A 25,732-nucleotide genomic window follows, 5' to 3' on the forward strand; every position below is an offset into this window, starting at 1 on the left:
TGACAGGATGGGCCCGTGCCCCGGTACGTCGCCTTCCTCCGGGCCGTCAACGTCGGCGGCCGGTTCGTGCGGATGGCCGACCTGCGCGCGGCCCTGGCCGAGGCCGGGTTCGGCGACGTCGAGACCCACATCCAGTCCGGCAACGTCCACGTGACGAGCCGGCGCCGCTCGACCACGGCCGTCGCCGCCGACCTGCACGACGTCCTGTCCGCGTGGGCCGGCTTCGACGTCCCCGCGATCGTCCGCACGCCCGCGGGGCTCACCGCCCTCGTCGACGAGGTCGACGCCGTACCCCCGCTGCTGGACGGCTCGCCCAGGCGCTACCTCGCCCTGCTCGACGGCGACGTCCCCGCCGAGGCCGCGAGCACCCTGGAGGCGTGGGACCGCGACGGCGAGCGCGCGGCCGTCGTCACCGGCGGCGTCCTCGCCGAGCTCGGCAAAGGCTTCCACACCACCACCCTGACCAACGCCCGGATCGAGAGGATCACCGGACGGACCAGCACCTGGCGCGACGCCGAGGTCGTCCGGACGGTGGCCCGGAAGTGGAGCGAGAGATGACCGAGCACCCGAACACCCCGCCCGAGACCGGCGGCACCGGCACCGGGCACCGCAGCGTGTCGATGACCCGGCTCGGGACCGGGGTCTACGAGGTGACCAACGCCCGTGGCGGCACGATGCGGGTCGGCGGGGGCGGGGACACCGAGGACTTCACGCCCGTCGAGCTGTTCCTCGTCTCCATGGCCGCGTGCAGCGCGACGGACGTCGACTTCATCACGAGCCGGATCGCCGAGCCGGACAGCTTCGAGGTGCTCGCCGCGGGGGAGAAGCGCAAGGACGACGGCGGCAACTTCATGGACGGCATCGAGATCACGATGACCGTCCGCTTCCCGGAGGGCCCCGACGGGGACCGGGCCCGGGCGCGCCTGCCGCGGGCGGTCGCGCAGAGCCACGACCGCCTCTGCACCGTCTCGCGGACGGTCCAGCGGGGGGCCGAGGTGACGATGCGCGAGGGCTGACGGGGCGTCGGCCGCGCGGTCTACCCTGAGCCATGGCGCGCTACCTCGACGTCCACCCCGTCGACCCCCAGCCCCGCTCCATCGCCCAGACGGTCGCGATGCTGCGCGACGGCGGCCTCGTCGCCTACCCCACGGACTCCGGCTACGCCCTCGGCGCCCTCATGGGCGACCAGCAGGCCAAGGACCGCATCCGCGCCATCCGCCGGCTCGACGACAAGCACCACTACACCCTCGTCTGCCGTGACTTCGCGCAGCTCGGGCAGCTGGTAATCGTCGACAACCACGTCTTCCGCGCGGTCAAGGCGGCCACGCCCGGGCCGTACACCTTCATCCTCCCGGCCACACCGGAGGTGCCGCGGCGGCTGCTCCACCCGAAGAAGCGCACGGTCGGCGTGCGCATCCCCGAGCACCCGGTGGTCCGCGAGCTGCTCGCCGCGCTCGGGGAGCCGCTGCTGTCCTCGACGCTCATCCTCCCCGACGCCACGGAGCCGATGACCGACGGCTGGGCGGTCAAGGAGGAGCTGGACCACGTCGTCGACGTCGTCCTGGACTCGGGGGAGTGCGGCAGCGACCCGACGACGGTCGTCGACTTCACGGCCGACCCCGCCGGCGAGGTCGCGCGCGAGGGTGCCGCGCCCTGGCCCCCGCGCTGACCCGCCCGCCCCGCCCCCGGACGGCGAGAGGCGCCTCGGTGCCGGTGAGCCGACCGGCACCGAGGCGCCGAGTGGCACCCGGAGCATCCGCCTGGCGCCGGAGGGGGAGGACCGGACGACACGCTCGAGGGTGTCGTCCGCGGCCGGCGGGGGTGCCACTTCCTCCACGGTAGGAGCGGATCGCCGCTCCTGCCACCAACGCCGTGTCAGGACTCGGTAAGCATTCGGTATCGCCGTGCTGAGGGTCTCTCAGCCGGCGGGCGCCGCTCGCAGGACCTCCAGCACGCGCGCGTCGATCCCGTTGGGGGAGTGCCGGTTCTCCAGGTTCTCCTCGCCCATCCACGCCTCGAGCGCCGTCTCGACGTCGTCCTCGCCCCCGGGGGCGTGCCCCTGCTGCGTCAGGAGCCCGCGCACCTCCTCGCGCAGCGGGCCGGTGAGCGGCTCGACGTCCTCGGCGGTGCCGAAGAAGAGGGTGGACAGCCGGTGCAGCCGGGCGATCTCGCGGGGCGCGTCCGGGTGGTCGTCGACGCGCAGGTCGGCGAGGACGCCGCCGCCGTCGTACCCGGCCCCGGGACAGCGCACGAGGAGGGCGGCGGACTGCCGGCCCCGGGCGTCCCCGCCGGCCTCGTCGCCGGCGAGGAGGACCGCGAGCAGCCGGTCGTCCAGTCGCTGCCCGGCGGCGGCCCGCCAGGCGTCCTCCATGGCCTCGACGACCTCGGGGCCGGTGAGGATGTTGCCCTGGATGGCCCAGGAGCCGGTGTCGTCGGACCCCGACCGCCCGCCGGCCCAGTGCAGGCAGGACGGCCCGGTGTACGAGGCGGCCCCGTCCCGGCCGACGACCCCGACCTGGCGGTGGTCCCCGCCGGGGTCGGCGGCCACGGCGTCGGCGAGGGCGGCGGCGACGGGGTGGCCGTCGGAGAGGGCCCGCTCGAGCTCGTCGAGGTAGGCGACGCGGGCCATGGCCTGGGAGGCGACCGCCGCCGTGCCGGGGACGACCCGGGGGACGACGGAGCCGACGGCGAGGAACTTGCTCGCGACCGCGACGCCCCAGGCGTCGCCGTCACGCGCGGCGATGGAGAAGGTCATGGGCCGACCCTAGGGTCGCGCCGTGGGCTGCGGGCCCGTCAGCGACGCGCGAGCAGCAGCAGGACCTCGACGTGCCGGGTCTGCGGGAACATGTCGGCCACCCGCCCGGCGACCGGGCGCAGCGAGGGCATCGCGGCGAGGTCGCGGGCCAGGCTCGAGGCGTCGCAGCTGGAGTAGACGACGTGCGCCGCCGCGCTCCCCTCCAGCCAGGCCGCGAGGTCCGGGCCCAGGCCTCGCCGCGGGGGGTTGACGACGACGAGGTCCGGGGCCGGCCCGGGCGGTGGCCCGGCGGTCGCGTCACCGGTGACGAACGTCGCCGCGTGGCCTCCCGCCGCGGCGGCGGCCCGGGCGGCGTCGACCGCCTCGGGTGAGGTCTCGACCCCGACGACGCGTCGCCCCGGCGCCGAGAGGTGCAGGGCGAACCCGCCGACCCCGCAGTAGAGGTCCCACACCGTCGCCGGGGCGAGGTCGTCGGCCCAGTCCCGCGCCTGGGCGTACAGGTGCCGGGCGACGCCGGTGTTGGTCTGGAAGAAGGCTCGCGGGCCGAGGAGCAGGGTCACCGCACCCAGCCGCATCGGCAGCAGCCGTTCGTCGGTGAGGACGACCTCCTCCTCGCCCTCCAGCACCGCCTTGTGCTCCGGCAGCAGGTTGACCGTGACGACCCCCGCCGACGGCAGGAGGACGCGCAGGCGGGGGAGGGCGGCCCGGATCCGCTGCAGCCCCTCGCGCGAGCGGACGACGAAGCGCACGAGGTGCTCGTCGTCGGGGGAGTGCGTGACGATGACGTGCTTGAGCTCGCCGCGCCGGGACGTCGTAGGGAGGGAGGCCGGTCTCTGCGAGGAACCGGTGCAGCGGGTCGAAGGTCGCGGCCAGCCCCGGCACGTAGAGGCCGCAGGTGCGCAGGTCGACGCCCCGGCCCTCCCGGTCGAGGATGCCGAGGGTCGGGTCCCCGGCCCGACCACCGACGACGAGCTTGGCCTTGGTCCGGAACCCGGACTCCGGCGAGCGCACCGGCGGCAGCCAGCGCAGGTGGTCCGAGTGCGGCGCGAGGACCTCGGCCACCGCCCGCTCCTTGGCCGCGAGCTGGTCCTCGTACGGGGTGCCCATGAGGGCGCACGAGCGGCAGCGTCCGGCGTCGAAGTGGTCGCACTGCATGGCCGGCCCAGCGTACGGCCGGCCGCGGCGGTCGGGGCGGGCACCACGGGCGCAGCACGGTTGTTGCAGACACGAAACATGGATGGACGTGACCTGCGCGCCCGGCGCCCCTAGGGTGCAGAACCATGAACACGAGCCGAACGACCACCATCATCGCCGCCGGAGCTCTCGCCCTTACCGCCTCCGCCTGCGCCACCGAGACCACGACGACCGAGAGCGGCGCCAACGTCGTCGCGGACGGCAAGCTGACGGTCTGCACCTCCCTGCCCTACGAGCCGTTCGAGTTCGAGAAGGGCAACGAGGTCGTCGGCTTCGACATGGACATGATGAAGAAGGTGGCCGAGGCCAACAGCCTGGAGATGGCCATCGTCGTCACCGGCTTCGAGGGCATCCAGTCAGGCCAGGCCCTGAACTCCGGCAAGTGCGACATCGCCGCCGCCGGCATGACCATCACCGACGAGCGCGCCAAGGTCATCGACTTCACCGACCCCTACTTCGACGCCACCCAGGCGCTGCTCACCAAGGACAAGAGCCTGGACTCCCTGGAGTCCCTCGACGGCAAGACCCTCGGCGTGATGACCGGCACCACGGGCGAGAAGTACGCCAAGGAGAACGCCCCGAAGGGCGTCACCCTCAAGGCGTTCGAGAACCTCGGCCTGCAGACCTCCGCCGTCAAGAGCGGGCAGATCGACGCGATCATCCAGGACAACGGCCCGCTGCTCGACTACGCGAAGAAGAACCCCGACACCTCGGTCACCGCCGAGTTCGACACCGGCGAGCAGTACGGCTTCGCCGTGAAGAAGGGCGGCAACGCCGAGCTGCTGTCCTCGGCGAACAAGGTCATCACCGACGTCAAGTCCGACGGCACCTACGACGAGATCTACAAGACCTGGTTCGGCCAGGCGCCCGACGCCGGCTGACCCGCCCCGTCCGCGTCCGCCCGTCCCGCCTGACCAGGAGGCCCCTTCGTGGCCATGTCCCCGCGTCGCCGTGCCGAAGTGAGCCGGTACGTCCAGTACGGCGTCCTCGCCCTCCTCCTCCTGCTCGTCGCCCTCGGCGCCGACTGGGGGACCCTGCAGACCCAGTTCCTCAACGGCGAGATCCTCCCGCAGCTGTTCCCGGAGATCTTCTCCATCGCGCTGAAGAACACGGTCCTGTACACGGCGTGCGCGTTCGTCTTCGGTCTGGTGCTCGGGCTCGTCCTGGCGCTGATGCGGCTGTCGTCGGTCGGTCCCTACCGGTGGCTCTCGACGGTCTTCGTCGAGTTCTTCCGCGGGGTCCCGGCCCTCATCGTCTTCATCGGCTTCTACTACGGCCTGCCGGTGGCCTTCCCCGGGCGTGTCCTCCCCGGAGGCACGCTCGGGGTGGTCACGGTGGCGCTCGGCCTCGTCGGCGCCGCCTACATGGCCGAGACGATCCGGGCCGGCATCCAGGCGGTGCCGAAGGGACAGGTCGAGGCCGCCCGCTCGCTCGGCATGTCGCACACCCGCTCGATGGTCTCGATCGTCATCCCGCAGGCGTTCCGGATCATCCTGCCGCCCCTGACCAACGAGCTCATCCTCCTCACCAAGGACTCCTCGCTCGTCTACGTCATCGGCCTCAGCCTGTCCGACAGCGAGCTCACCGACTTCGGCCGGCGCAACCTCTCGCAGTACGTGAACCTCACGCCGCTGTTCGCGACGGCGCTCTGCTACCTCATCATCACCGTCCCGCTCTCCATCGTCGTGAGGCGCATGGAGGCCCGAGCCGACAGGGCCCGCTGATGCCCGACATCCAGGTCGACACAAACGCCCCCGCGATCGACGTCCAGGAGCTGCACAAGTACTTCGGCGACAACCAGGTCCTCACCGGCATCGACTTCGAGGTCGACCGGGGCCAGGTGGTCTGCGTCATCGGCCCGTCCGGGTCCGGCAAGTCGACGCTGCTGCGCTGCGTCAACCGGCTCGAGGAGCCGACGTCGGGGAAGATCTTCGTCGAGGGCGTCGAGGTCACCGACCCCGACGTCGACCTCGACCAGCTGCGCAGCCGCATCGGGATGGTCTTCCAGCAGTTCAACCTCTTCCCGCACCTCACCGTGCTGGACAACCTCACCATCGCCCAGACGAAGGTGAAGAAGCGCGGCAAGGACGAGGCCCGGGAGATCGCCCGCGCCACCCTCGAGAAGGTCGGCCTCGCCCACCGCGAGGACGCCTACCCGGCGCACCTCTCCGGCGGCCAGCAGCAGCGCATCGCCATCGCCCGGGCCCTGTCGATGAGCCCGGACCTCATGCTCTTCGACGAGCCGACGTCGGCCCTGGACCCCGAGCTCGTCGGCGACGTCCTCGACGTCATGAAGGATCTCGCGGCCGAGGGGATGACGATGATGGTCGTCACCCACGAGATGGGCTTCGCCCGCGAGGTCGGGCACAAGCTCGTCTTCATGGACGGCGGCGTCATCGTCGAGGAGGGCGACCCCAAGGAGGTCCTGGGCAACCCGCAGCAGGAGCGCACCCAGTCCTTCCTCTCCAAGGTGCTCTGACCCGCGCAGGTTCCCTCCGGCCGGGTGTCGCACCCGGCCGGCCCCCGCGGGCGGCCCGGGGCTACGTGTCGAGCGCGCGGCGGACGTGCGGCAGCAGGGCCTTCGCGATCTGCGCGTAGCCCGCGTCATTGGGGTGGAAGAAGTCCGGCGCCAGGCGGCCCCGCCAGCTCGTCGGGCCCTCGGCGGCCATGTCGACGGCGACGACGTCGCCGCGGGCGGCGGCCTCCAGGACGTGCAGGTTGGACCGGCGGGCCGCGGTGCGGGGCTGGGGGAGCGTCGCGACGACGGCGCCACGCGGCAGGGCCGCGACGAGGCGGGCCGTGGTGTCCGGCAGGCCGCGCCGGAGCCGGCCGCCGGCGAACAGGTCGTTCGAGCCGACCATGACCGTGACGACGTCCGGGTCGTCGGTGCCCTGCGCGGGTGGCAGGGCCCGCAGGACGGGGAGCTGCTGGTCCAGCACGTCGGCGGTCCGGGCCCCGGTGGCCGAGAGGTTGACGACGACGAGCGGCAGGCCCTCCGCGGCGAGGTCGGCGGCCACCTGGTCGACCCAGCCGGCGTCCCACGCCGAGGCGCCGACCCCCTGGGACATCGAGTCGCCGAGGACGACCCAGCGGCGGCCGGGCGTGCGCAGCGCCCGGGCGTTGTGCGCGGCCCAGGCGGCCGCGTAGGGCCGGGCCTGCCCGTTGACGCCGCGCACGCCGGGGAGGACCGCGCCGAGGGCGCGGGTCAGCAGGCCCCGCGGCCGGCCGGTGCGGTTGTCGTAGCCGAGCGGCACCCCGGGGGTCGTCACGGCAGGGCCGCCCGGACCTCGGCGAGCGAGCGGCGCTGGTGGCCGCCGGCGTCGTGGTTGTCGTCGGCCAGCCACGCCCGCAGCCCGGCCGCGACCCGCGGCCACTCGCCGTCCGTGACCGAGAACCACGTCGTGTCCCGGTTCCGACCCTTGTAGACGACGGCCTGCCGGAAGGTGCCCTCCTCGGTGAAGCCCAGGCGCAGTGCGGCCCGCCGCGACGGCGCGTTGAGGCTGTCGCACTTCCACTCGTAGCGCCGGTACCCGAGGGTGCCGAACACGTGGTCGGCCAGCAGGAGCTGGACCTCCGTCGCCGCCCGGGTCCGCTGCAGCGCGGGGGAGTACACGATCGCGCCGACCTCGACCGTGCCCATCGCCGGGTCGGCCCGCATGAGGTGCACCCGGCCGAGGAGGCGGCCCGCCGGGTCGGTGACCGCCAGGGGCAGCGCCGACGGCGGCGCCGGCAGTGCGGCGAGGAGAGCGCGGGCGTCCTCCGGCGTGTGGGGCGGCTCGTCGGGGGAGTAGGTCCACAGCTCGTCGTGGGCGCCGAGCACGGCGCGGAACGCGTCGGCGTCGTCGACGCCGAGGGGGCGCAGGGTGACGAACCGGCCCCGCAGCTCGACCGGGGCAAGGGGCGAGGCGCCCGACCAGCCGACCGGGTCGCCGACCGGCTGGCCGTGGGCGTTGGTGCGGGGCACCGCAGCAGCGTACGAGAACCCAGGTGCCGGGCGGCTCGCGGTGCCGGGGGAGAGGCGTGCCGCGCGAGGGCAGAGGGGAGGGGCGGTCGCGTACCGGCGACCGGCCGGGGAACGCGGGGCGTGGACCCGGGCACTCCTGGGTAGGACCAGGGAGGCGGCCGGAACGGGCCGCCGGCCCCCACCAGAGAGGATCGGATCGTCCCGTGGACATCACCGAGGTCATCCAGCACCAGCACGACGAGCAGCGCCGCGGGTTCGCCCACCTCGAGGAGTGGCCGCGGGAGGACCACGAGGGCCTGGCCGCGATGTGGCGACGGCTCTCGGTGCTGCTCGAGACGCACGCCGAGGCGGAGGAGCGCTACTTCTACCCGCGGCTGCTCGACCTCGGGACCGGTGCCGCCGACGCCGACGACACGGCGGAGGAGGTCGAGGACGCCGTCCACGACCACAACGCGCTCCGGGCCGCGATCGCGCGGGTCGCCGAGGCCGAGGTGGGCTCGCAGGACTGGTGGACCGCCGTCGTCGACGCCAACACCGAGAACAGCGACCACATGGGCGAGGAGGAGCGCCAGGACCTCGCCGACTTCCGCCAGCAGGCCACCGTCGAGCTGCGCCACGAGATCGCCGTCGAGTTCCTGCGGTTCCAGGCCCGGCACTCGGCCGACGGGGTCGAGCCACGGGACAAGGACCCGCAGGACTACGCCGCCCACGCCGGCACCGGCTCCCGGGCCGGGGGACGGGAGGGGGCCGCGCCCTCGGTCACGGCCTCCGACGACGCCGGCTGAGCCCGCGCGCCCCGGGATCCGCTCCCCGTAACTGACATAATGTCGATTATCGGCGTTCTGCGGGAGCGGGGCCGGACGACGTCCCGGACCCCGGACGCCGAGGCGCCCTGCGCAGTCTGGCGGCCTCGACCTCGTAGCGGCTGACCGGCGCGCCGCCGGCGCGGAAGAAGCGGCGACGCAGCGCCCCCTCGACGACGACCCGGTCGCCCGCGCCGAGCCGGCCCGCGGCCCGGCGGGTGGCGCCGGACCAGCACGCGACGTCGATGGCGTCGACGCCGGCCCGGGCGACGCCCGGGCTGCTCGGGCGGGTCACCGTCACCCGGATGGTGTGCACGACGTCGCCGCTCGGCAGCGTGACGGCCTGGCCGACGCCGGTCACCCGCCCCACGAGCCGGACGCTGTTCTCGTCCTCGTCCCGGTCCTGCCGGCTGTCCGTGCCCATGTCGTCCCCTCCGTCGTCCTGTTCCGGAGGCCAGCGTCGGCGCCGGGCCGGGGCCCGGACCAGGGGGCGCCGGGGATCTGTGGACGACCGCGGCACGGAACAGCGGCTGTGGACGGACGCGTCCGGCCTCCTGTGACGCATGTGACGGAAGGGACGACACGGGCCGTCCGAACGGGCCATTTTCGCCCTCGCCGCCCTGAAATCCGACGGATGTGCGCCTATCGTGGGGGCGGAACGCGATGCAGGGCGCGATCCGGGCTGCCTGCAGCCACAGACGATGTCGGGAAACGAGTCATTCGAGTGCTGTCCTTCCTCCGGTCCACGCCGACCCGTTCGATCGGTGTGGGTCTCACGACCCTCGTCCTCGCGGCGGTGGTCATCCCCGCCGACGCGGCCGCGGGCAGCACCGCCACTCCCCTGCCGAGCGCCCTCGGCCAGTACACCGAGCCCGCCTCCGCCTCGCCGTCCCCCACCCCGACGACGAGCTCGCCGACGCCCACGACGAGCCCCAGCCCGAGCCGGAGCGCCGGCGCGACGCCGACCCCGAGCCCCTCCCCCTCGACGTCCTCGTCGTCGCCCGCCGCCCCGACGGCCACGCCGACCCCGTTCGAGCCGCCGCCGCCCCCCGGACCCGACGGCGGGCACGCCGAGCCCGACCACCCGGCGCCGCTGTCCGGTGTCGTGCTGCAGGCCCAGATCGCCGAGGCCGCACGCATCTCCGCCATCCTGGAGTCCTCCTCCTCCGAGGTCGCGGCCGCGATGAAGCGCATGGACGTCCTGTCCGACCGCTCGAACGCGACCCTGGAGTCGCTGGCCGCCGCCACCGACACCGAGAAGGCCGCCCGCCAGGAGGCGCGGGACGCCCGCGCCGACCTCGTCACCCTCGAGGCACGCCTGACCCGGGCCCGCGCCGTCGTCAAGGACTGGGTCTTCGACGTCTACTCCGGAGGCGGCGACGGCGCCGACATCTCCGGGATGCTCGACGCCATGCAGTCCGGGGACGCCGACGCCGGCAACCCGCTCGGCGATCTCGCCTACATCACCGACCAGCGCACCCGGGCGCTGGCCGAGGTCCGCACCCTGACCGCCGAGCAGAAGCGCCTCACGGCCGCGGCCGTCCAGGCCGAGGACACGGCGGCCAAGGCCCGCGCGCGGATCGAGCGCGACAAGGACCGCCTCGACGCCCTCATGAAGGTGCAGCAGGCCCGCATCGGCGAGCTGCGCAAGCTGCAGATGGCCGAGGTCGACCAGGCCGGCCCCATCGCCAACGCCCTCGTCGGCGCCCGGACCCCCGAGGCCCAGGCCGCCGCCACCCGGCTGCGGGCGGCCCTCAGCGGCTCGGTCGTCGAGACCGCCGACGTCGGCAAGCCGTGCTCGGACGACAGCGGCGAGTACCCCAACGGCCTCTTCCCGGGCTCGGCCCTCTGCCCGGTGTGGGGATCCCCCGGCGAGCGGCTGGCCCCCGACGCGGCCGCCTCCTTCAACGCCCTGAGCAAGGCCTACGCCGCCCAGACCGGCACACCGCTGTGCGTCACCGACTCCTACCGCTCGCTGTCCGAGCAGGTGTCGGTGAAGTCCACCCGCGGCGCGTTCGCCGCGACCCCCGGCACGAGCCGGCACGGCCTGGGCCGCGCGGTCGACATGTGCGGCGGGGTCGAGAGCTTCGGCTCGCCCGCCCACGAGTGGATGCGCGTCAACGCCCCGCTGTACGGCTGGTTCCACCCCGCCTGGGCCGACGCCGGGGGCCCGCTCCCCGAGCCCTGGCACTTCGAGTACGCCGGCTGACGCTCCCGGCGGGACCGCGGCTGCGGCCCCCCCTCTCCCGGGGTGCGGCCGGTCCCACCGCCACGCCGCGAGGCCGGCGCCCCCGGGTCAGGCCACCCGGTGCTCGCGGTGCTCGCGCACCCCGAGCATGGCGGCGAACCCGGCGGCGAGGATGAGGACGATGCCGAGGATGCCCCAGTACTGGGTGTTCTCCTCCCCCGTCACCGCCGCGCCCAGGGCGATGAAGAGCGCGAACGCCGCCGGGCTGAGGAAGGACACGACCCGCCCGGTCGTCGCGTAGAGCCCGAAGAGCTCGCCGCCCTTGCCCTCGGGGACGAGCCGGGCCAGGAAGCTGCGCGAGGCCGCCTGCGCGGGCCCGACGAACACGGTCATGAGCAGCCCCAGCGGCCAGAAGACGGCCGCCCCGCCGTCGTGGAGGACGAAGATGCCGATGCCGATGGCGACGAGCGCCCCGAGCGAGACGAGGATGACGCGCTTGGGGCCCAGCCGGTCGTCGAGCAGCCCGAAGGCCATCGTCGCCAGCCCCGCGACGATGTTCGCGGCGGCGCCGAAGATGATGACGTCGCCCGCCGACAGCCCGAAGGTGCCCTTGGCCAGCACCGCGCCGAAGGCGAAGACGCCGGCCAGACCGTCGCGGAAGAGCGCCGAGGCCAGGAGGAAGGCCACCGTCGACGGGGAGACCCGCCGCAGGCCGACGATCGAGCGCCACACGAGCCGGTAGGACTGCACGACCCCGACCCGCGGCGCCCGCTCGCGCGGCCGGTCGTGCAGGACGAGGAACGCCGGGACGGTGAAGAGCAGCGTCCACAGCCCACAGACGAGCATCGACACCCGGATGTCCAGGCCGTCGGCGCTCGTCACCCCGAACAGGCCCACGTCGGGTTGGATGAAGGCGAAGTAGATGAGCAGCAGCACGATGATGCCGCCGAGGTAGCCCATCCCCCACCCGAACCCGGACACCCGCCCCACGGTGCGCTCGGTCGCGACCTGGTCGATGGTCGAGTTGTAGTTCACCCCGGCGATCTCGGAGACCACGGAGCCGACGGCGAGGATGCCGAGGCCGACCCAGAGGAACGCGGGCTCGGGCCGGACGACGAACAGCGCCGCCGACAGCCCGGCGAGCACCCAGGTCTGCACCCGCAGGTGGCTCACCGTGCGCCCGGACCGGTCCGAGTTCTGCCCGAGCACCGGGGCGAGCAGGGCGACGAAGAGCCCGGCCAGCGCCGTCGAGACCGCGAGGGCGGTCGTCGTCGAGTTCGTGTCGCCGAACGCGTCGTCGACGATGTACACCGAGAACACGAACGTCGTGATGACGGTGTTGAAGGGCTGGGTCCCCCAGTCCCACATCCCCCAGGCCAGGACCTTGCGGCGCGAGGTCGGGGGTGCGGTGTCCAGCGCCGCGGGACCGGTGAGGTCCGACGGGACGGCGGGCGGTGTGCTCACAGGGTGACGGTAGCGACGCGTGGGGCCGAGCCGCGGTCGGAACGCGCCGAAGGACGTGCGATGATGTGCAGCCGGGCACCGCCGCCCCCGCACGACCGACGCCGGGCGTGTGTGATCCACGTCACACCCCGCCGGTCCAATCCACCGGACCCGGAACAACGAACCCCGGGCGCACGTTCTCTCACCATTGACCCGGCTGGCGGGAACCGGTCGGGACATCGACACTTTCGGGAGACTTCCATGGCAGAACGCAGCCTGCGCGGCAGCCGGCTCGGTGCCCTCAGCATGGAGACGGACGAGAACGTCGTTCCGTCGGAACGCCGGATCACCACCTACCAGTGCCCCAACGGGCACACCATCGAACTGCCCTTCTCGGTCGAGGCCGACGTGCCTCCCGTGTGGGAGTGCCGGTGCGGCGCCGAGGCCAAGCTCGTCGGCGGTGGCCCCGAGCCGGAGACCAAGCCGGTCAAGCCCCAGCGCACCCACTGGGACATGCTGCTGGAGCGCCGGTCCATCCCCGAGCTCGAGGAGCTGCTCGAGGAGCGTTTGACCCTGCTGCGCGAGTCGCGCGGGGAGAAGACGAAGAAGAAGAGCGCCTGAGACGACATCCTGTCGAGCATCGACGTGCCGGTCACCCCACGGGTGGCCGGCACGTCGATGCTCCGGGCCGTCCGTGGGACCGCTCGCCTCAGTCGACGACCTCGCCCTGCACGACGTCCGGCGGGTCCCCCGGGCCACGACCGCCGGGTGAGCGGTGGACCGGCCCGCCGCCTGCCGCTCCCCCGCCGGGCCAGCCACCGCCGAGCGGACCGAGCAGCCGCCGCGCCACGACCGCCTCGAGCCAGCGCCGGGTGACCGGGCGGGTCACCGGCAGGACCATGAAGAAGCCCGCCGCGTCCGTGACGAAGCCCGGGGTGAGCAGCAGCGTGCCGCCGACGAGGACGAGCGCGGCGTCCGCGAGCTGACGGCTCGGCATCCGGCCGCTGCGCAGGGCCTCGCGCAGCGCCGTCCAGGCCCGGCCGCCCTCGCGGCGGACGATGACGGCGCCGATGAGCGACTCCACGAGCAGCAGCCCGAACGTCGGCCACCCGCCGATGGTCCGGCCGACGGCGATGATCACCGCGATCTCGACCATCGGGACCAGGAGGATGGCCAAAAAGATCCAGCGGAGGACCCCGCCGCGGCGCCAGCGGGCCGTGGTCGACGTCGCGCCGGCGGGGCTCACAGGTCGTGCCACCGCTCCGGCCGGGCGGCGGCGTCGCGCAGCTGGGCCGCACGGTGACGCACCCCCCAGCCGGTGATCCGGCGCAACGACTCGGTGGCGACGTCCGGGCTCATCTTCGACTGCCCGACCTCGCGCTCGACGAAGGTGATCGGGACCTCGACGACGGTGAGCCCGCCGCGCACCGCGCGCCAGGTGAGGTCGGCCTGGAAGCAGTAGCCCTGCGAGGCGACGTCGTCCAGACCCATCGCGCGCAGCGCGTCGGCCCGGTAGACGCGGTAGCCGGCCGTCGCGTCGTTGACCGGCATGCCGAGCAGCACCTTGACGTAGAGGTTGCCGCCCACCGACAGCGCCTTGCGGTGCAGCGGCCAGTTGACGACCCGCCCGCCGCGCACCCAGCGCGACCCGATGACCAGGTCGGCGTGCTCGGCGGCGTTGAGCAGGGCCGGCAGGTGCTCGGGCCGGTGCGAGCCGTCGGCGTCCATCTCGACGAGCGTGTCGTAGCCCGCCTCCAGGGCCCAGCGGAAGCCGGCGAGGTACGCGGCGCCCAGGCCCTCCTTGCGGGTCCGGTGCAGGACGTGCACCTGCGGGTCCGCGGCGGCGAGCTCGTCGGCGACGTCGCCGGTGCCGTCCGGGGAGGCGTCGTCCAGGACGACGACGTCGGCCTCGGGCAGGGCGGCGCGGACACCGCGGACCGCGACCGGGAGGGTCTCCCGCTCGTTGTACGTGGGGATGAGCACCGCCACCCGCTGGATGGGCGCTCGGTCAGGCTCGGGCAAGATCGCGGTCCTCACTCGCGGGATCGGTCCGCGCCACCCTAGCGCGGCGGCCGTCACGCACCGCGCCCAGCACCAGCAGCGCGAGGAGCGCCGTGGCGAGGGTCTGCGGCACCGGTCCGAGCCGGTCCGAGGGCGTCGTCTCGCTGCGCACCGTGAGGTCGGCGGTGCGCTGCGCCGGGGTGAAGAGGCCGGTCTTCTCGGTGACGGTGCCGTCGGGGGCGACGAACCCGGAGACCCCCACGGTCGAGACGTGGACGACGCTCCGACCGTGCTCGATGGCCCGGATACGGGAGATGGCGAACTGCTGCTCGGACTCGGCGGTGAAGCCGAAGGTGGCGTTGTTGGTCTGGACGAGGATCAGCGAGTCCCGGCCGCCCGCGGCCGCCACGCTGTCGCGCATGAGCCCGTCGTAGGCGACCTCGAAGCAGATCGTCGGCAGGGCGGCGTACGCCCCGCCGGGGGCCGGGACCGTGAAGACCCCGATCCTGTCGCCGGCGACGAAGTTGCCCGCGAGGTCGGCGGCCGAGGTGAACATCCGGAAGAACTCGCGGTGCGGGATGTACTCGGCGAACGGCACGGGGTGGAGCTTGACGTACTCCTGCGGCGGCCCGCCCGACCCGTCGTAGAACAGCGAGACGTTCGAGCTGCGGCCCGGCGGCTCGGCGAGGACGGCCCCGACGACGAGCGGGACGCCGACGGCCTCCTGCGCCTGCTGGATCTCCAGCGCGGCGTCGGCGTTGCGCAGCGGGTCGATGTCCGAGGCGTTCTCCGGCCACACGACGAGGGTGAGGTCCTGCGGCTCCTGCTCGGCCAGCGCCAGCGTGCCCCGGACGTGGTTGTCGAGGACGGCGCGGCGCTGGGCGTTGAACTCGAGGCCGGCGGTCGGCACGTCGCCCTGGACGAACCCGACCCGCTCGGTGCGCCCGGCGGTGGGCAGGGAGATCGCGAGCGGGGCGAGGAGGACCGCCGCCGCGAGGAGCAGCGGGACCGGGGCCGCGAGCCGCGGCCCGCGGACGAGGCACGCGGCCCCGAGCAGCAGCAGGGTCCCGACGAGCGCCACCCCGAACGTCACGCCGGGCGCGCCGAGCCACCGGGCCAGGTGCGCCAGCGGGCTGTCGGCCTGGCTGAAGGCGAGCCGCGCCCACGGGAAGCCGCCGTACGGCGTCGTCGAGCGCGCCCACTCCTGGGCCACCCACCCCAGCGGGACGAGCGCGTACGCCGCCCGGAGGTGACCGGCGGCGACGAGGCGACGGCCGGCGAACCCGGTGAGCGCCCCCTGGAGGGCGATGTAGAGGGCCTGGAGGACCGCGAGGGCGAACCAGGGCAGCAGGCCGACGTAGACGCCGGACCAGGACAGCGTCGGGACGAAGAACCCGAGGCCGGCCAGGAGGCCGAGGAGGAAGCCGCGGGGACCACCGGCGCGCAGGGTGAGCCCCCCGAGGAGGGCCACGCCCACGGGCGCGAGCCACCACAGGTCGTGGTCGGGGAAGGACAGCCAGAGCAGGAGGCCCGCGACGACGGCCGCGAGGCCCTGCGCGGGCAGGCGGAGCGCGGGGGGCACGCGCTCACGGTAGGTCACCCGGCTGGAGGGACCACGACCACCCCGCGGGCGGTCGTCGCGAGCAGCGGAGGGTCCAGCACGTCGGCGGCCGACGCCCCGCGCTCCGGCGCGCCGCGGCCCACGACCCGCACGGCGAACTCCATCTCCCGCGAGCGGGTGCCCACCCGGACGATGCGCGCCTCGACCTCGATGACGTCGCCGGCCCGGACGGGGGCGAGGAACTGGACGTCGGAGTAGGAGGCGAACAGCCCCTCGTCCACGTCGGTGACGATGCACATCTCGGTGGCGACGTCCCCGAAGGCGGCGAGGCTGTAGGCCCCGTCGACGAGGTTGCCGGCGTAGTGGGCGTGGCTGTAGGGCACGTACCGGCGGTGGGTGACGGTGCGGCCGACCTCGGCGCGGGTCATCGGCGGGCTCCTTCGGGGTCGGGGGCGGTCCGCGGGGCGACGAGCTCGTGGACGAGGTAGGAGGCGACCTCGCCGGGGGTGGTGCCGCGGCCGAAGACCCGGTCGACGCCGAGCGCCGCGGCCGACCCCTCCTCGAAGCGGGGGCCGCCGACGACGAGCAGCGGCACCTCACCGGCCGGGAACGCCTCGCGGAACGCGGCCGACATCGTCGTCGTGTTGTGGATGTGGGCGTCGCGCTGGGTGACGACCTGCGAGACGAGCACGGCGTCGGCCCCGACCTCGCGGGCCGCGGCGACGAGGTCGGGGACGAGCACCTGGGCGCCGAGGTTCACGACGGTGAGCTCGCGGTAGTACTCCAGGCCCTTCTCCCCCGCGAAGCCCTTGATGTTGAGGATGGCGTCGATGCCGACGGTGTGCGCGTCGGTGCCGATGCAGGCGCCGACGACGACGAGCTTGCGCTGGAGGTGGGTGCGGACGGCCTGGTTGACCTCGGCCGGGGTGAGCAGCGGGAACTCGCGCTCGTGGACGGTGACCTCGCGCAGGTCGACGAGGTGCGTCACCGATCCGTAGACGACGAAGAAGGTGAAGTCCGGGCCCATGGCCTTGGCGTGGACGAGGAGGGCGGGGCTCATCCCCATCTTCGCCGCGAGCTGGAGGGCGGCGCCCTCGGCCCGCTTGTCGTGCGGCAGCGGGAGGGTGAAGGAGACCTGGACCATGCCGTCGCCGGTCGTGTCGCCGTAGGGGCGCACGAGCGGCCCGGGCTCGGTGCGCGGGGCGGGTCCGGCGGGCGTCGCGCTCATCGGGTCGCTCCCTCCTCGAGCAGCGTCGTCGCCGGGTTGTCGTACCCGTCGGCCTTGACGACGACGCCGTCGAGGCCCTTGCCCTTGGCCGCCGGGCGCTTCATCGCCCCGAACGTCCCGTCGGCGATGGCGGCCAGCAGCGGCTGCGGGTACCGGGCGTCGGGGACGGCGGTGTCGGAGACGATGCGGTCCAGCAGGTCGACGGCCTCGGACAGCACCTGCCGGGCGCGGGTCTGCACGAGCCCGTCCCGGGGCGGGTGGAAGTCCTCGGTGAGCCCACCCGCGGCGTCCATGACGTAGCGGACGTTCTGGAGGGCGAGGTCGCGGTCGGACAACCACGGCGTGACCACGGCCTCGGTCATCATCCCGACAAGGAGGATGCCCTGGCCGGTCATCGCCCCGACGAGGTTGAAGAAGCCGTCGAGCAGGTAGCCGCGGAAGACGTCACCGGTCATGTGTTTCGTCGGCGGCATCCACTTCAGCGGCGCGTCCGGGAACAGCTGGCGGGCGAGGAGGGCGTGGGCGAGCTCGAGGCGGAAGCTCTCCGGCACGCTCGGGTCGATCTCGAAGGCGTGCCCGAGCCCGAGCTGCCAGTCCTCCAGGCCCGCCTCCTTGGCGAAGTACTCGTTGAGCAGCTGGCTCACGGTGACGGTGTGGGCGGCCTCGACGGCGTCGGCGGTCGTGAGGTAGTTGTCCTCGCCGGTATTGATGATGATCCCGGCGCGGGCGTGCACCTGCCGGCTGAAGCGCTGGTCGACGAAGGTGCGGATGGGGTTGATGTCGCGGAAGAGGATCCCGTACATCGAGTCGTTGAGCATCATGTCGAGCCGCTCCAGGCCCGCGAGGACGGCGATCTCGGGCATGCACAGGCCGCTGGCGTAGTTCGTGAGGCGCACGTAGCGACCGAGCTCGCGGCCGGTGGTGTCCAGCGCGGCCCGCATGAGCCGGAAGTTCTCCTGGGTGGCGTACGTGCCGGCGTACCCCTCGCGGGTCGGGCCCTCGGGCACGAAGTCGAGCAGGCTCTGGCCGGTGGAGCGGATGACGGCGATGACGTCGGCCCCGGCCTGCGCGGCGGCCTGGGCCTGCGGGATGTCCTCGTGGATGTCGCCGGTGGCGACGATGAGGTAGATCCACGGGGTGCGTGGGGCGTCGCCGACCGTGCGCACCATCCGCTCGCGGGCGACCCGCTGACGGTCCATCGTCCGCACGCCCCGGGCGACCGCGGTCCGTGCGGCCCGGCGGGCCCGGGTCAGCTCGCCGCGTTCGGGCAGGCGGAAGGACACTCCCCCGCTGCTCGCCTTCCGGGCCAGGGTCAGCAGGTCGGGGGCGGCGTCCCGGCGCAGGGCGTCCCAGACCGGGGTCGTGACACCGTGCTCCAGGCCGACCTCGGCGCGGACGGCATCGACGAGGTGGTTGACCCACGGGGTGCCCTCGTGGTCGGCTCCGGTGAGCCCCGCGAGCCGCAGCGTCGCGCGCTCGACCGAGACGGTCGTGTGGGCCCGCGCGAGGTCCACGACCGGCTTGCCGGCCGTGCGCGCCAGGCTGCGGGCCCGTCGCACGACGGCCGGGTCGAGCTCGAGCAGGGCGGGTCGACGTGGAGACACGACGCCAATCTAGCAACGAGACCGCAGGACTTACAGTCACACGCGGCCTCGGCCGCAGGATATCGCGTCGGCCGCGGTCCGCCGGGACCCGGCCTAGCCCGCTGGACCCCGGACGTCGCGTCCGGCGGTGCGGGTCAGCTCGACCTCGGTGGGGTACGGCGGCCACTCGGCGGCGCGCGACCGGCCGGTCGCCCGCCAGCCCAGGTGCTCGTAGAGACCCCGGGCCCGGGTGTTGCCCTCCAGCACCCAGAGGCGCGGGCGGTCCGTCCGCGTGTTCGCCGCCTCGAGCATCCGCCGGGCGTGCCCGTGGCCCCAGGACCGCGGACGGACCCCGAGATGACGGACGCAGCCGGTGTCGTCGACCGCGACGAAGGCGACGAGGGCGCCCGGCCGCAGCTCGTCGTCGAGGACGAGGACGGTGACGGCCGCGTCGGCGAGCGTGCGCACCCAGCGGGCCCGGACGTCGTCGGTCGGGTACGGGTACTCGTCCGGCGGGAACACGTGGCCGAGGGCGGCCAGCGACGCGGCCCGCTCGACGGTGGTGAGGCGGTCGGCGTCCTCGGGGGTCGCGGGACGGATCTCGGCGGGGGCCGGCCGCGCGGAGGGGTCAGGACGCCGCATGCAGCACCACCCCGTCGCGCACCGTGAGCCGGCAGTCCGGCAGCGGCGCGCCGCCACCGAGCACGGGCAGCCCGTCCGGTCCGGTCTCGGCGACGGCCCACACCGCGAAGGTCGCCGGCCCGCTGGTGCGCACGTCGCCCCCGGCCTCGCCCGCGAGGTCGCGTCCGCCGCGGGTGTGGGCGGCCAGCGCGGTGGCGGCGTCGATCCGCTGGCCGGCGTCGCGGTGCTCGACCGCCGCCCGCACCGCAGCCCAGGGCGCGAAGGGGGTCACCGGCGAGTCCGAGCCGAACGCGACGCGCACGCCCTGCGCGAGGAAGGACGCCAGCGGGTTGGTCGCCACCCCGCGGTCGGTGCCGAGCCGCTCGGCGTACATCCCGTCGCGGCCGCCCCAGTAGGCGTCGAACACCGGCTGCACGCTCGCGCCGATGCCGAGCCGGGCCATCGTCGCGATCCCGGCGGCGTCGACCATCTCGGCGTGCTCCAGCCGGGGGCGCGAGGCCCGGACGACGTCCTCGCCCACGAGCTCCGCGGCCCGCACGTAGCCCTCGAGGACGAGGTCCATCCCGGCGTCCCCGATGACGTGGAAGCCGCTCGGGATGCCGGCCGGCGCGCAGGCGGCGACGTGGTCCCGGACGTCGGCGGCGCTGCGGTAGGCCGTGCCCCGCTGCCCCGGCGCGTCGGCGTAGTCGGCGCGCAGCAGGCAGGTGTGCGAGCCGATCGACCCGTCGACGTTGAGGTCGCCCCCGAGCCCGCGGGCCCCGTGCGCCGCCGCCAGGGCCCGGGCCTGGTCGGGGTCGGTGACGGACTCCGCCCAGTAGCCGACGGTCGCGGGCAGGTCCGGGCGGCGGCCGAGGTCCAGGACGTCGGCGAAGTCCTCGGGCGAGGTCAGCAGCGGGCCGCCGCACTCGTGCACGGACACGACGCCCTGGGCGGCCGCGGCGCGCAGGGCGAGCTCGACGTCCGCCCGGCGGGCGTCCGCGGTCCGGGCCGCGTCGAAGGCGGCCCGGGCGGCGTTCTTCGCCGCCCGGACGACGAAGCCGGAGGGCGACCAGCCGTCGAGGCCGTCCGCCCCGGACATGGCCACGAGCGCGCTGGAGGCGACCGCCGAGTGCCCGTCGATCCGGGAGGCGTAGACGACGCCGCCGCCACTGGCGCGGTCGAGCTCGGCGGCGGTCATCGCCCGCTCCCGGGTCCAGTCCTGCTCCTGCCACCCGTGCGCGAACACGGGAGCACCCGGCGTCGCCCGTGCGGCGGCGGCGACGAGGTCAAGCGCCTCGGTCACCGTCCGCGTGCCCGCGAGGTCGACCCCGCGCATCCCGAGCCCGGTGTGCGAGACGTGGGCGTGCGCGTCGACGAAGCCGGCGAGCACGAGCCCGCCGTCGAGGTCGACGACGGCGTCCACCGCCCCGGCGTGCCCGTCCGCCCCGGCCTCGTCCCCCAGCCAGGCGACGCGTCCGTCGTCGCCGACGACGACCGCGGTGGCCGTGGGGTGCTCCGGGGTCCGCAGCCGCCCGCGGCGGTAGAGGGTCGTCGGCACGCGCGACACTCTAGGTCGCCGGCCGTCCCCGGTCCCCGCCGCCCGCCGGGCCCGCCGCCTTCCCCGCACGGCCCGGCCGTCCCGGACCGGAGCCGCTCAGCCCTCGGCCAGGCGCGCCTCGAACAGGGCCCGCACGGCGGGCGTGCGGCGCAGGAGGGAGAGCGCGAGGTCGGCGTGGCCGGGGACGTACCCGTTGCCGACGAGCATGCGGACGTCGGCCGCGAGACCCTCGGCCCCGAGGGCGGCCGCGGAGAAGCTCGTGGCCATCGAGAAGTACACGACCGTGCCGCCCTGCGCCGTGGCGAGGACGGCGGGCTGCTCGCACCCGGGCACGTCGACGCAGACGACGGTGACGTCGGCCGGACCCCCGGCGGCGCGCACGGCGTCCGACAGGCCCAGTGGCGAGCGGGCGTCGGCGACGACGACCTCCTCGGCGAGCCCGGTGCCGCGCAGCAGCCCGGCCTCGGCCTCGGTGGGGACGACGGCGATGCGGGTGCCGGCCCCGGCCTCGGCGGCCGCCGCCAGGGACAGGGACCCCGACTTCCCGGCCCCGCCGAGCACGGCGACGACCGGCGGCCGTCCTGCCGCCGCGTGCTCGCGGACGACCCGCGAGACCAGCGCCGGCGCGCCGCACACGTCCATGACCATGAGCGACAGCTCGGCGGGCAGGTCCTCCGGCAGCCGTGCGGCGATCGAGCGGCCGAACAGCACGGCGGTGCCGGCGGCAGGGACCCGCTCGGACCGCCCGTCCCAGCGCTCGAGGCCGTCGGTGAGGACGAGGGGCGTCAGGGACAGCGAGACCAGCGTCGCCACCCGGTCCCCGACGGCGAGCCCGAGCGGCGACTCCGGCCCGACCTCCGCGACCGTCCCGACGAGCATCCCGCCGGACCCGGTCACCGGGTTCTGCATCTTGCCGCGCTCGGCGACGATGCCCAGCACCTCGGCGCGTACGGCGGCGCCGTCACCGCCGTGCTTCTCGGTGAGCTGGCGGAAGGAGGCGGCGTCGAGGTTGAGGACCTCCACGTCGACGCGCACCTCGTCGGGCCACAGCTCCGGGGAGGGGTCGACCACCCGCGCGGCCTGCGGCAGCGTCCCCGCCGGCTCGAGGACGCGGTGCACCCCGATGGGCGAGCTGACGGTGGTGCGCACGAAATCCTCCTTGTCGAGCGGCATCCGGCCGCAGGACTTGCGGTGTCGTGGGTGTCGGACACCAGATCCATCCCGTATCGTGCCACGCATGGCGACGAACATCGAGCAGCCCTACGTCTACTCCCGCCGGGAGCTCGTCGAGCCCGACTGGCGCCGCCTGCCGGGCTGGCGCGAGGTGACCACGGCCGAGTGGGAGAGCGCCCAGTGGCAGCGGGCGCACTGCGTGAAGTCCGTCGCCCAGCTGCGCGCGGTCATGGGCGACCTCCTCGAGGACCACGTCTACGACGACCTCGAGCGCGACCAGGCCGAGCGCGCGACGATGTCGATGCTGCTGCCGCCGCAGATGCTCAACACCGTCGTCCCGAGCACCGACGGCGACGCCCCGTCCGCCGGCGCCGCCTACACCGAGGCGTTCCTCGCCGACCCCGTCCGTCGCTACATGCTCCCGGTCTTCTCCGACCGCCGCACCGACTGGGCCAGCCACCCCTTCGCCACCCGGGACAGCCTCCACGAGCACGACATGTGGGCCGTCGAGGGCCTGACCCACCGCTACCCGACCAAGGTGCTCGCCGAGATGCTGCCGACGTGCCCCCAGTACTGCGGGCACTGCACCCGGATGGACCTCGTCGGCAACTCCACCCCTCAGGTCACCAAGCTCAAGCTGTCCGGCAAGCCGGTCGACCGCTACGCGGCCATGCTCGACTACCTGCGGCGCACGCCGGGTGTCCGCGACGTCGTCGTCTCCGGCGGGGACGTCGCGAACATGCCGTGGAAGAACCTCGAGGGCTTCCTCGACAAGCTCCTCGACGTCGAGTCCGTCCGCGACGTCCGGCTCGCCACGAAGGCCCTCATGGGGCTGCCGCAGCACTGGCTGCAGCCCGACGTCGTCGAGGGCGTGGCCCGGGTCAGCGCCAAGGCCCGCGCGCGCGGGGTCGCGCTGGCCGTCCACACCCACGTCAACAGTGCCGCCTCCGTGACGCCCCTCGTGGCGCGGGCCGCGGCGGCGATGCTCGAGGCCGGCGTGCGCGACGTGCGCAACCAGGGCGTCCTCATGCGGGGCGTCAACGACACCTCGGCGAGCCTGCTCGACCTCTGCTTCGCGCTGCAGGACGAGGCCGGCGTCACGCCCTACTACTTCTACATGTGCGACATGATCCCGTTCTCCGAACACTGGCGCCTCTCGCTGGCCGAGGCCCAGGAGCTGCAGCACGACATCATGGGCTACCTGCCGGGGTTCGCGACGCCGCGCATCGTCTGCGACGTGCCGTTCGTCGGCAAGCGGTGGGTGCACCAGGTGCACTCCTACGACACCGAGCGTGGGATGTCGTTCTGGCGCAAGAACTACCGCACCTCGATCGAGGGCGACGACGCCGAGGCGCTGTCGCGCGAGTACGTCTACTACGACCCGATCTACACCCTGCCGGAGGCCGGCCAGGACTGGTGGCGCCGCAACACCGACGTCGAGGGCGCGCACGAGGCCGCGCTGGCGGGGGCCGGCGCCAGCCGCGCGGCCTCGGTCGCCGACCTGGGGTGACCGGCCGGTCGTAGGCTCGGCCGCATGGCCCGCCGAGCCCCCTCCGGGACGCCCGCCACCGCCGCGCTCACCGCGGCGGGCGTCGCCTTCACCCAGCACCCGTACGCGCACGACCCCGCCGCTCCGTCGTACGGCCTGGAGGCGGCGCAGGTGCTGGGGCAGCCGCCGGAGCAGGTGTTCAAGACCCTGCTCGTCGACACCGGCGACGGGCTCGCCGTCGGCGTCGTCCCCGTCGCGGGGTCGCTGGACCTCAAGGCGATGGCCGGGGCCCTGTCCGTGAAGCGGGTGACGATGGCCGACCCCGCCGCTGCCGAGCGCTCCACCGGCTACGTCGTCGGCGGCATCTCCCCCGTCGGGCAGAAGCGCCGGCTGCCCACCGTGCTCGACTCCAGCGCCGGGCTGTTCGACGTCGTCTACGTCTCCGGCGGCCGGCGCGGCCTCGACCTCGGCCTCTCCCCCGCCGACCTCGTGGCCGTCACCGGAGCCGTCGTCGCCGACATCGCCCGGTAGGGGCGGCGTCAGGACCGGCGGGCAGGCCGGGCGCGCACGTGCATGCGCTCCCCCTGCGGCCCCATGATGCTCAGCAGCTCGACCGGGGTCGCGCCCGCGGCGCTGAACCAGTGCGGGGTGCGGGTGTCGAACTCGGCGACCTCGCCGACGCCGAGGACGACGTCGTGCTCGCCGAGGACCAGGCGCAGCCGGCCGTCGAGGACGTAGATCCAGTCGTAGCCCTCGTGGCTGCGCGGGTCCGGCTCGCGGCCGTCCGGACGCAGCACCATCTTGAAGGCGCGGGGTCCGCCGACCCGGGCCGTGAGCGGGATGACGGTGCCGTGCGGGTGCTCGGTGGGCCTCAGGGTGACCCGCGGGTCGCCGGTGGTGGGCGCGTCGACGAGCTCGTCGAGGCTCACCCGGTAGGTGCGGGCCAGGCTCACCAGCAGCTCGAGGGTGGCGCGGCGCGCTCCGGACTCCAGGCGCGAGAGCGTGCTGACCGAGATGCCGGTGTCGCCGGACACCTCGGCCAGGGTGAGGCGCCGCCTCGTGCGGACGGTCCGGAGCCGGGCGCCGACGGCGACCGGGTCGAGGTTTGCCATCCCGGCAAACTACCTTGCCGTCCGTGCCGGGCACGGCGCAGGCTCCCGGCATGAGCACCGACCACCCCGCCGCCCCGCCCGTCCCCGCTCCCCCCGTCCGCGAGGGCCGCGAGCCCGTCGACGTCCTCGTCGTCGGCGGCGGCGCCGCCGGGCTGTCCGCCGCCACCGTCCTGGCCCGCTCCCGCCGCGACGTCGTCGTCCTCGACACCGGGGCGCCGCGCAACGCCCCGGCCGACGGCGTCCACGCCTTCCTCGGCCACGACGGCCTCGCCCCGCACGACCTGCTCGAGCGGGGCCGGGCCGAGCTTCGCTCCTACGACGGGCGGGTCGTGGCCGCGGAGGCGGTCGCCGCGTCGCGGGGCGCCGACCGGGTCCTCGTCCGGGCGGCCGACGGCCGGACGTGGGCCGCGCGCCACCTCGTCGTCGCCACCGGCGCCGTCGACGTCCTGCCCGACGTCCCCGGCCTGCGCGAGCACTGGGGCCGCGGCGTCGTGCACTGTCCGTACTGCCACGGCTGGGAGGTGCGCGACACCCGCGTCGTCGTCCTCGCCACCGGTCCGGCGGCCCTGCACCAGGCGGGCCTCTTCGGGCAGCTGACCGACCGGCTCACCGTCCTGGCCCACGACCCCTCCGCCGTCGACGAGGCGGCCCGGCGCCGCCTGCGGGCGCTGGGTGTCCGGACCGTCGACGGCCCGGCGCTGCGGGTGCTCGGCGAGGACGGCGTCCTCACCGGTGTGGAGACCGCGACCGGGACCGTCCCGGCCGAGGCCGTCGTCGTCGCCTCCTTCGTCGAGCCCCGCTCCGCCCTGCTCGCCGACCTCGGGGTCCGGACCGCCGACCTCGAGACGGGCGGCACGGTCATCGCCCGGCACGTCGAGGCCGACCCGACGGGCCGGACGAGCGTCCCCCGGGTCTGGGTGGCGGGCAACGTCGCCGGGCCGATGTCCCAGGTCGTCACGGCCGCGGCCGCGGGGACGCGCGTGGGCGCGGTCGTCAACGCCGAGCTCGTCCTCGAGGACCAGGAGGCGCGGCTGGCCGGCTGAGCGTGTGCCCACCCGG

The 25,732-nt window shown here is 74.6% G+C and carries 27 protein-coding genes and 1 pseudogene; 12 read left to right on the forward strand and 16 right to left on the reverse strand.

From position 1 onward, the window contains the following. Positions 1–15 precede the first annotated feature (15 nt). From EPD83_RS09640 to EPD83_RS09650, 3 genes are read left to right on the forward strand one after another with little or no spacing between them, the layout of a single operon-like run. Positions 16–558 (forward strand): DUF1697 domain-containing protein, encoded by a 543-nt coding sequence (locus EPD83_RS09640; protein WP_128366662.1) that lies wholly within the window; start codon positions 16–18, stop codon positions 556–558. Beyond that, positions 555–1,016 (forward strand): OsmC family protein, encoded by a 462-nt coding sequence (locus EPD83_RS09645; protein WP_128366663.1) that lies wholly within the window; start codon positions 555–557, stop codon positions 1,014–1,016. Before EPD83_RS09640 ends, EPD83_RS09645 begins: the two co-directional genes overlap by 4 nt. A gap of 32 nt (positions 1,017–1,048) precedes the next feature. Continuing rightward, positions 1,049–1,669 carry an L-threonylcarbamoyladenylate synthase gene (locus EPD83_RS09650; protein WP_128366664.1) on the forward strand — a complete coding sequence of 207 codons (621 nt, stop codon included), beginning with the start codon at positions 1,049–1,051 and terminating at the stop codon, positions 1,667–1,669. Between the two features lie 249 nt (positions 1,670–1,918). Here the strand turns inward: EPD83_RS09650 and EPD83_RS09655 are convergent, their stop codons facing one another. Further along, complete coding sequence (locus EPD83_RS09655; protein ID WP_128366665.1) at positions 1,919–2,755, reverse strand: DUF1028 domain-containing protein; 837 nt, start codon at positions 2,753–2,755, stop codon at positions 1,919–1,921. 38 nt (positions 2,756–2,793) lie between these two features. Next, positions 2,794–3,910, reverse strand: a pseudogene (locus EPD83_RS09660) (methyltransferase domain-containing protein). A 125-nt stretch (positions 3,911–4,035) separates the two neighbouring features. On the opposite strand from EPD83_RS09660, the gene EPD83_RS09665 reads away from it, so the two are divergent. Genes EPD83_RS09665 through EPD83_RS09675 form a run of 3 tightly spaced genes read left to right on the forward strand, consistent with a single transcriptional unit; the run spans position 4,036 to position 6,428 of the window. After that, complete coding sequence (locus EPD83_RS09665; RefSeq protein WP_128366666.1) at positions 4,036–4,830, forward strand: basic amino acid ABC transporter substrate-binding protein; 795 nt, start codon at positions 4,036–4,038, stop codon at positions 4,828–4,830. Positions 4,831–4,884: 54 nt separating this feature from the next. Then, positions 4,885–5,673 (forward strand): amino acid ABC transporter permease, encoded by a 789-nt coding sequence (locus EPD83_RS09670; RefSeq protein WP_128366668.1) that lies wholly within the window; start codon positions 4,885–4,887, stop codon positions 5,671–5,673. After that, positions 5,673–6,428: an amino acid ABC transporter ATP-binding protein gene (locus EPD83_RS09675; RefSeq protein ID WP_128366667.1), complete on the forward strand. Its 756-nt coding sequence runs from the start codon at positions 5,673–5,675 to the stop codon at positions 6,426–6,428. The genes EPD83_RS09670 and EPD83_RS09675 overlap by 1 nt, the downstream gene beginning before the upstream one ends. 61 nt (positions 6,429–6,489) lie before the next feature. Here the strand turns inward: EPD83_RS09675 and EPD83_RS09680 are convergent, their stop codons facing one another. Then, positions 6,490–7,218 carry an SGNH/GDSL hydrolase family protein gene (locus tag EPD83_RS09680; RefSeq protein ID WP_165566522.1) on the reverse strand — a complete coding sequence of 243 codons (729 nt, stop codon included), beginning with the start codon at positions 7,216–7,218 and terminating at the stop codon, positions 6,490–6,492. Next, a complete protein-coding gene (locus EPD83_RS09685; RefSeq protein WP_128367666.1) occupies positions 7,215–7,913 on the reverse strand; it encodes a GNAT family N-acetyltransferase in 699 nt (232 codons plus the stop codon). The genes EPD83_RS09680 and EPD83_RS09685 overlap by 4 nt, the downstream gene beginning before the upstream one ends. A 203-nt stretch (positions 7,914–8,116) precedes the next feature. Between EPD83_RS09685 and EPD83_RS09690 the strand changes: the two genes are divergently transcribed. Beyond that, positions 8,117–8,698 carry a hemerythrin domain-containing protein gene (locus tag EPD83_RS09690; RefSeq protein ID WP_128367665.1) on the forward strand — a complete coding sequence of 194 codons (582 nt, stop codon included), beginning with the start codon at positions 8,117–8,119 and terminating at the stop codon, positions 8,696–8,698. A 46-nt stretch (positions 8,699–8,744) separates the two neighbouring features. Here EPD83_RS09690 and EPD83_RS09695 read toward each other — a convergent pair whose 3' ends face one another. Next, complete coding sequence (locus tag EPD83_RS09695; protein ID WP_128367664.1) at positions 8,745–9,140, reverse strand: single-stranded DNA-binding protein; 396 nt, start codon at positions 9,138–9,140, stop codon at positions 8,745–8,747. A gap of 342 nt (positions 9,141–9,482) precedes the next feature. Here EPD83_RS09695 and EPD83_RS09700 point away from each other — a divergent pair, with 342 nt between their 5' ends. Next, positions 9,483–10,925: a M15 family metallopeptidase gene (locus EPD83_RS09700; RefSeq protein ID WP_165566523.1), complete on the forward strand. Its 1,443-nt coding sequence runs from the start codon at positions 9,483–9,485 to the stop codon at positions 10,923–10,925. Between the two features lie 87 nt (positions 10,926–11,012). On the opposite strand, the gene EPD83_RS09705 is transcribed toward EPD83_RS09700, so the two are convergent. Next, positions 11,013–12,368, reverse strand: coding sequence for an MFS transporter (locus EPD83_RS09705; protein WP_235950458.1), 1,356 nt, complete (start codon positions 12,366–12,368; stop codon positions 11,013–11,015). 240 nt (positions 12,369–12,608) lie between these two features. On the opposite strand from EPD83_RS09705, the gene EPD83_RS09710 reads away from it, so the two are divergent. Continuing rightward, complete coding sequence (locus tag EPD83_RS09710) at positions 12,609–12,968, forward strand: RNA polymerase-binding protein RbpA (protein ID WP_128367399.1); 360 nt, start codon at positions 12,609–12,611, stop codon at positions 12,966–12,968. A gap of 88 nt (positions 12,969–13,056) precedes the next feature. Here EPD83_RS09710 and EPD83_RS09715 read toward each other — a convergent pair whose 3' ends face one another. The 9 genes from EPD83_RS09715 to kdd form a co-directional block, all read right to left on the reverse strand. Continuing rightward, positions 13,057–13,593 carry an FxsA family protein gene (locus EPD83_RS09715; RefSeq protein WP_235950459.1) on the reverse strand — a complete coding sequence of 179 codons (537 nt, stop codon included), beginning with the start codon at positions 13,591–13,593 and terminating at the stop codon, positions 13,057–13,059. Beyond that, entirely contained in the window at positions 13,590–14,369 is a 780-nt protein-coding gene (locus tag EPD83_RS09720) for a polyprenol monophosphomannose synthase (RefSeq protein ID WP_128367400.1), read from the reverse strand. Before EPD83_RS09720 ends, EPD83_RS09715 begins: the two co-directional genes overlap by 4 nt. Next, complete coding sequence (lnt, locus tag EPD83_RS09725; protein ID WP_235950460.1) at positions 14,356–15,930, reverse strand: apolipoprotein N-acyltransferase; 1,575 nt, start codon at positions 15,928–15,930, stop codon at positions 14,356–14,358. The genes EPD83_RS09720 and lnt overlap by 14 nt, the downstream gene beginning before the upstream one ends. Before the next feature lie 14 nt (positions 15,931–15,944). After that, entirely contained in the window at positions 15,945–16,337 is a 393-nt protein-coding gene (gene kal / locus EPD83_RS09730; protein WP_128366699.1) for a 3-aminobutyryl-CoA ammonia lyase, read from the reverse strand. Then, positions 16,334–17,137, reverse strand: a complete 804-nt coding sequence (gene kamE, locus EPD83_RS09735; RefSeq protein ID WP_165566525.1) for a lysine 5,6-aminomutase subunit beta — start codon at positions 17,135–17,137, stop codon at positions 16,334–16,336. The genes kal and kamE overlap by 4 nt, the downstream gene beginning before the upstream one ends. Continuing rightward, a complete protein-coding gene (gene kamD, locus EPD83_RS09740) occupies positions 17,134–18,741 on the reverse strand; it encodes a lysine 5,6-aminomutase subunit alpha (protein ID WP_165566526.1) in 1,608 nt (535 codons plus the stop codon). The genes kamE and kamD overlap by 4 nt, the downstream gene beginning before the upstream one ends. 93 nt (positions 18,742–18,834) lie before the next feature. Then, positions 18,835–19,362, reverse strand: a complete 528-nt coding sequence (locus EPD83_RS09745) for a GNAT family N-acetyltransferase (protein WP_165566527.1) — start codon at positions 19,360–19,362, stop codon at positions 18,835–18,837. Then, positions 19,349–20,899: an amidohydrolase gene (locus EPD83_RS09750; RefSeq protein ID WP_165566528.1), complete on the reverse strand. Its 1,551-nt coding sequence runs from the start codon at positions 20,897–20,899 to the stop codon at positions 19,349–19,351. Before EPD83_RS09750 ends, EPD83_RS09745 begins: the two co-directional genes overlap by 14 nt. 96 nt (positions 20,900–20,995) lie before the next feature. Further along, the gene (kdd, locus tag EPD83_RS09755) at positions 20,996–22,048 is read right to left on the reverse strand and encodes an L-erythro-3,5-diaminohexanoate dehydrogenase (RefSeq protein WP_235950463.1); all 1,053 of its coding nucleotides are present in this window, start codon (positions 22,046–22,048) and stop codon (positions 20,996–20,998) included. 88 nt (positions 22,049–22,136) lie between these two features. On the opposite strand from kdd, the gene EPD83_RS09760 reads away from it, so the two are divergent. Beyond that, positions 22,137–23,582 carry a KamA family radical SAM protein gene (locus tag EPD83_RS09760; protein WP_128368014.1) on the forward strand — a complete coding sequence of 482 codons (1,446 nt, stop codon included), beginning with the start codon at positions 22,137–22,139 and terminating at the stop codon, positions 23,580–23,582. Positions 23,583–23,606: 24 nt separating this feature from the next. Next, positions 23,607–24,092 (forward strand): Cys-tRNA(Pro) deacylase, encoded by a 486-nt coding sequence (ybaK, locus tag EPD83_RS09765; RefSeq protein WP_128368015.1) that lies wholly within the window; start codon positions 23,607–23,609, stop codon positions 24,090–24,092. 8 nt (positions 24,093–24,100) lie between these two features. Here the strand turns inward: ybaK and EPD83_RS09770 are convergent, their stop codons facing one another. Continuing rightward, a complete protein-coding gene (locus EPD83_RS09770) occupies positions 24,101–24,673 on the reverse strand; it encodes a helix-turn-helix domain-containing protein (protein WP_165566530.1) in 573 nt (190 codons plus the stop codon). 50 nt (positions 24,674–24,723) lie between these two features. On the opposite strand from EPD83_RS09770, the gene EPD83_RS09775 reads away from it, so the two are divergent. Further along, the gene (locus EPD83_RS09775) at positions 24,724–25,716 is read left to right on the forward strand and encodes an NAD(P)/FAD-dependent oxidoreductase (RefSeq protein WP_128368413.1); all 993 of its coding nucleotides are present in this window, start codon (positions 24,724–24,726) and stop codon (positions 25,714–25,716) included. The last annotated feature ends 16 nt before the right edge of the window (positions 25,717–25,732 follow it).

The sequence above is a fragment of the Phycicoccus flavus genome, assembly GCF_004025965.2.
GTDB lineage: Bacteria > Actinomycetota > Actinomycetes > Actinomycetales > Dermatophilaceae > Phycicoccus > Phycicoccus flavus.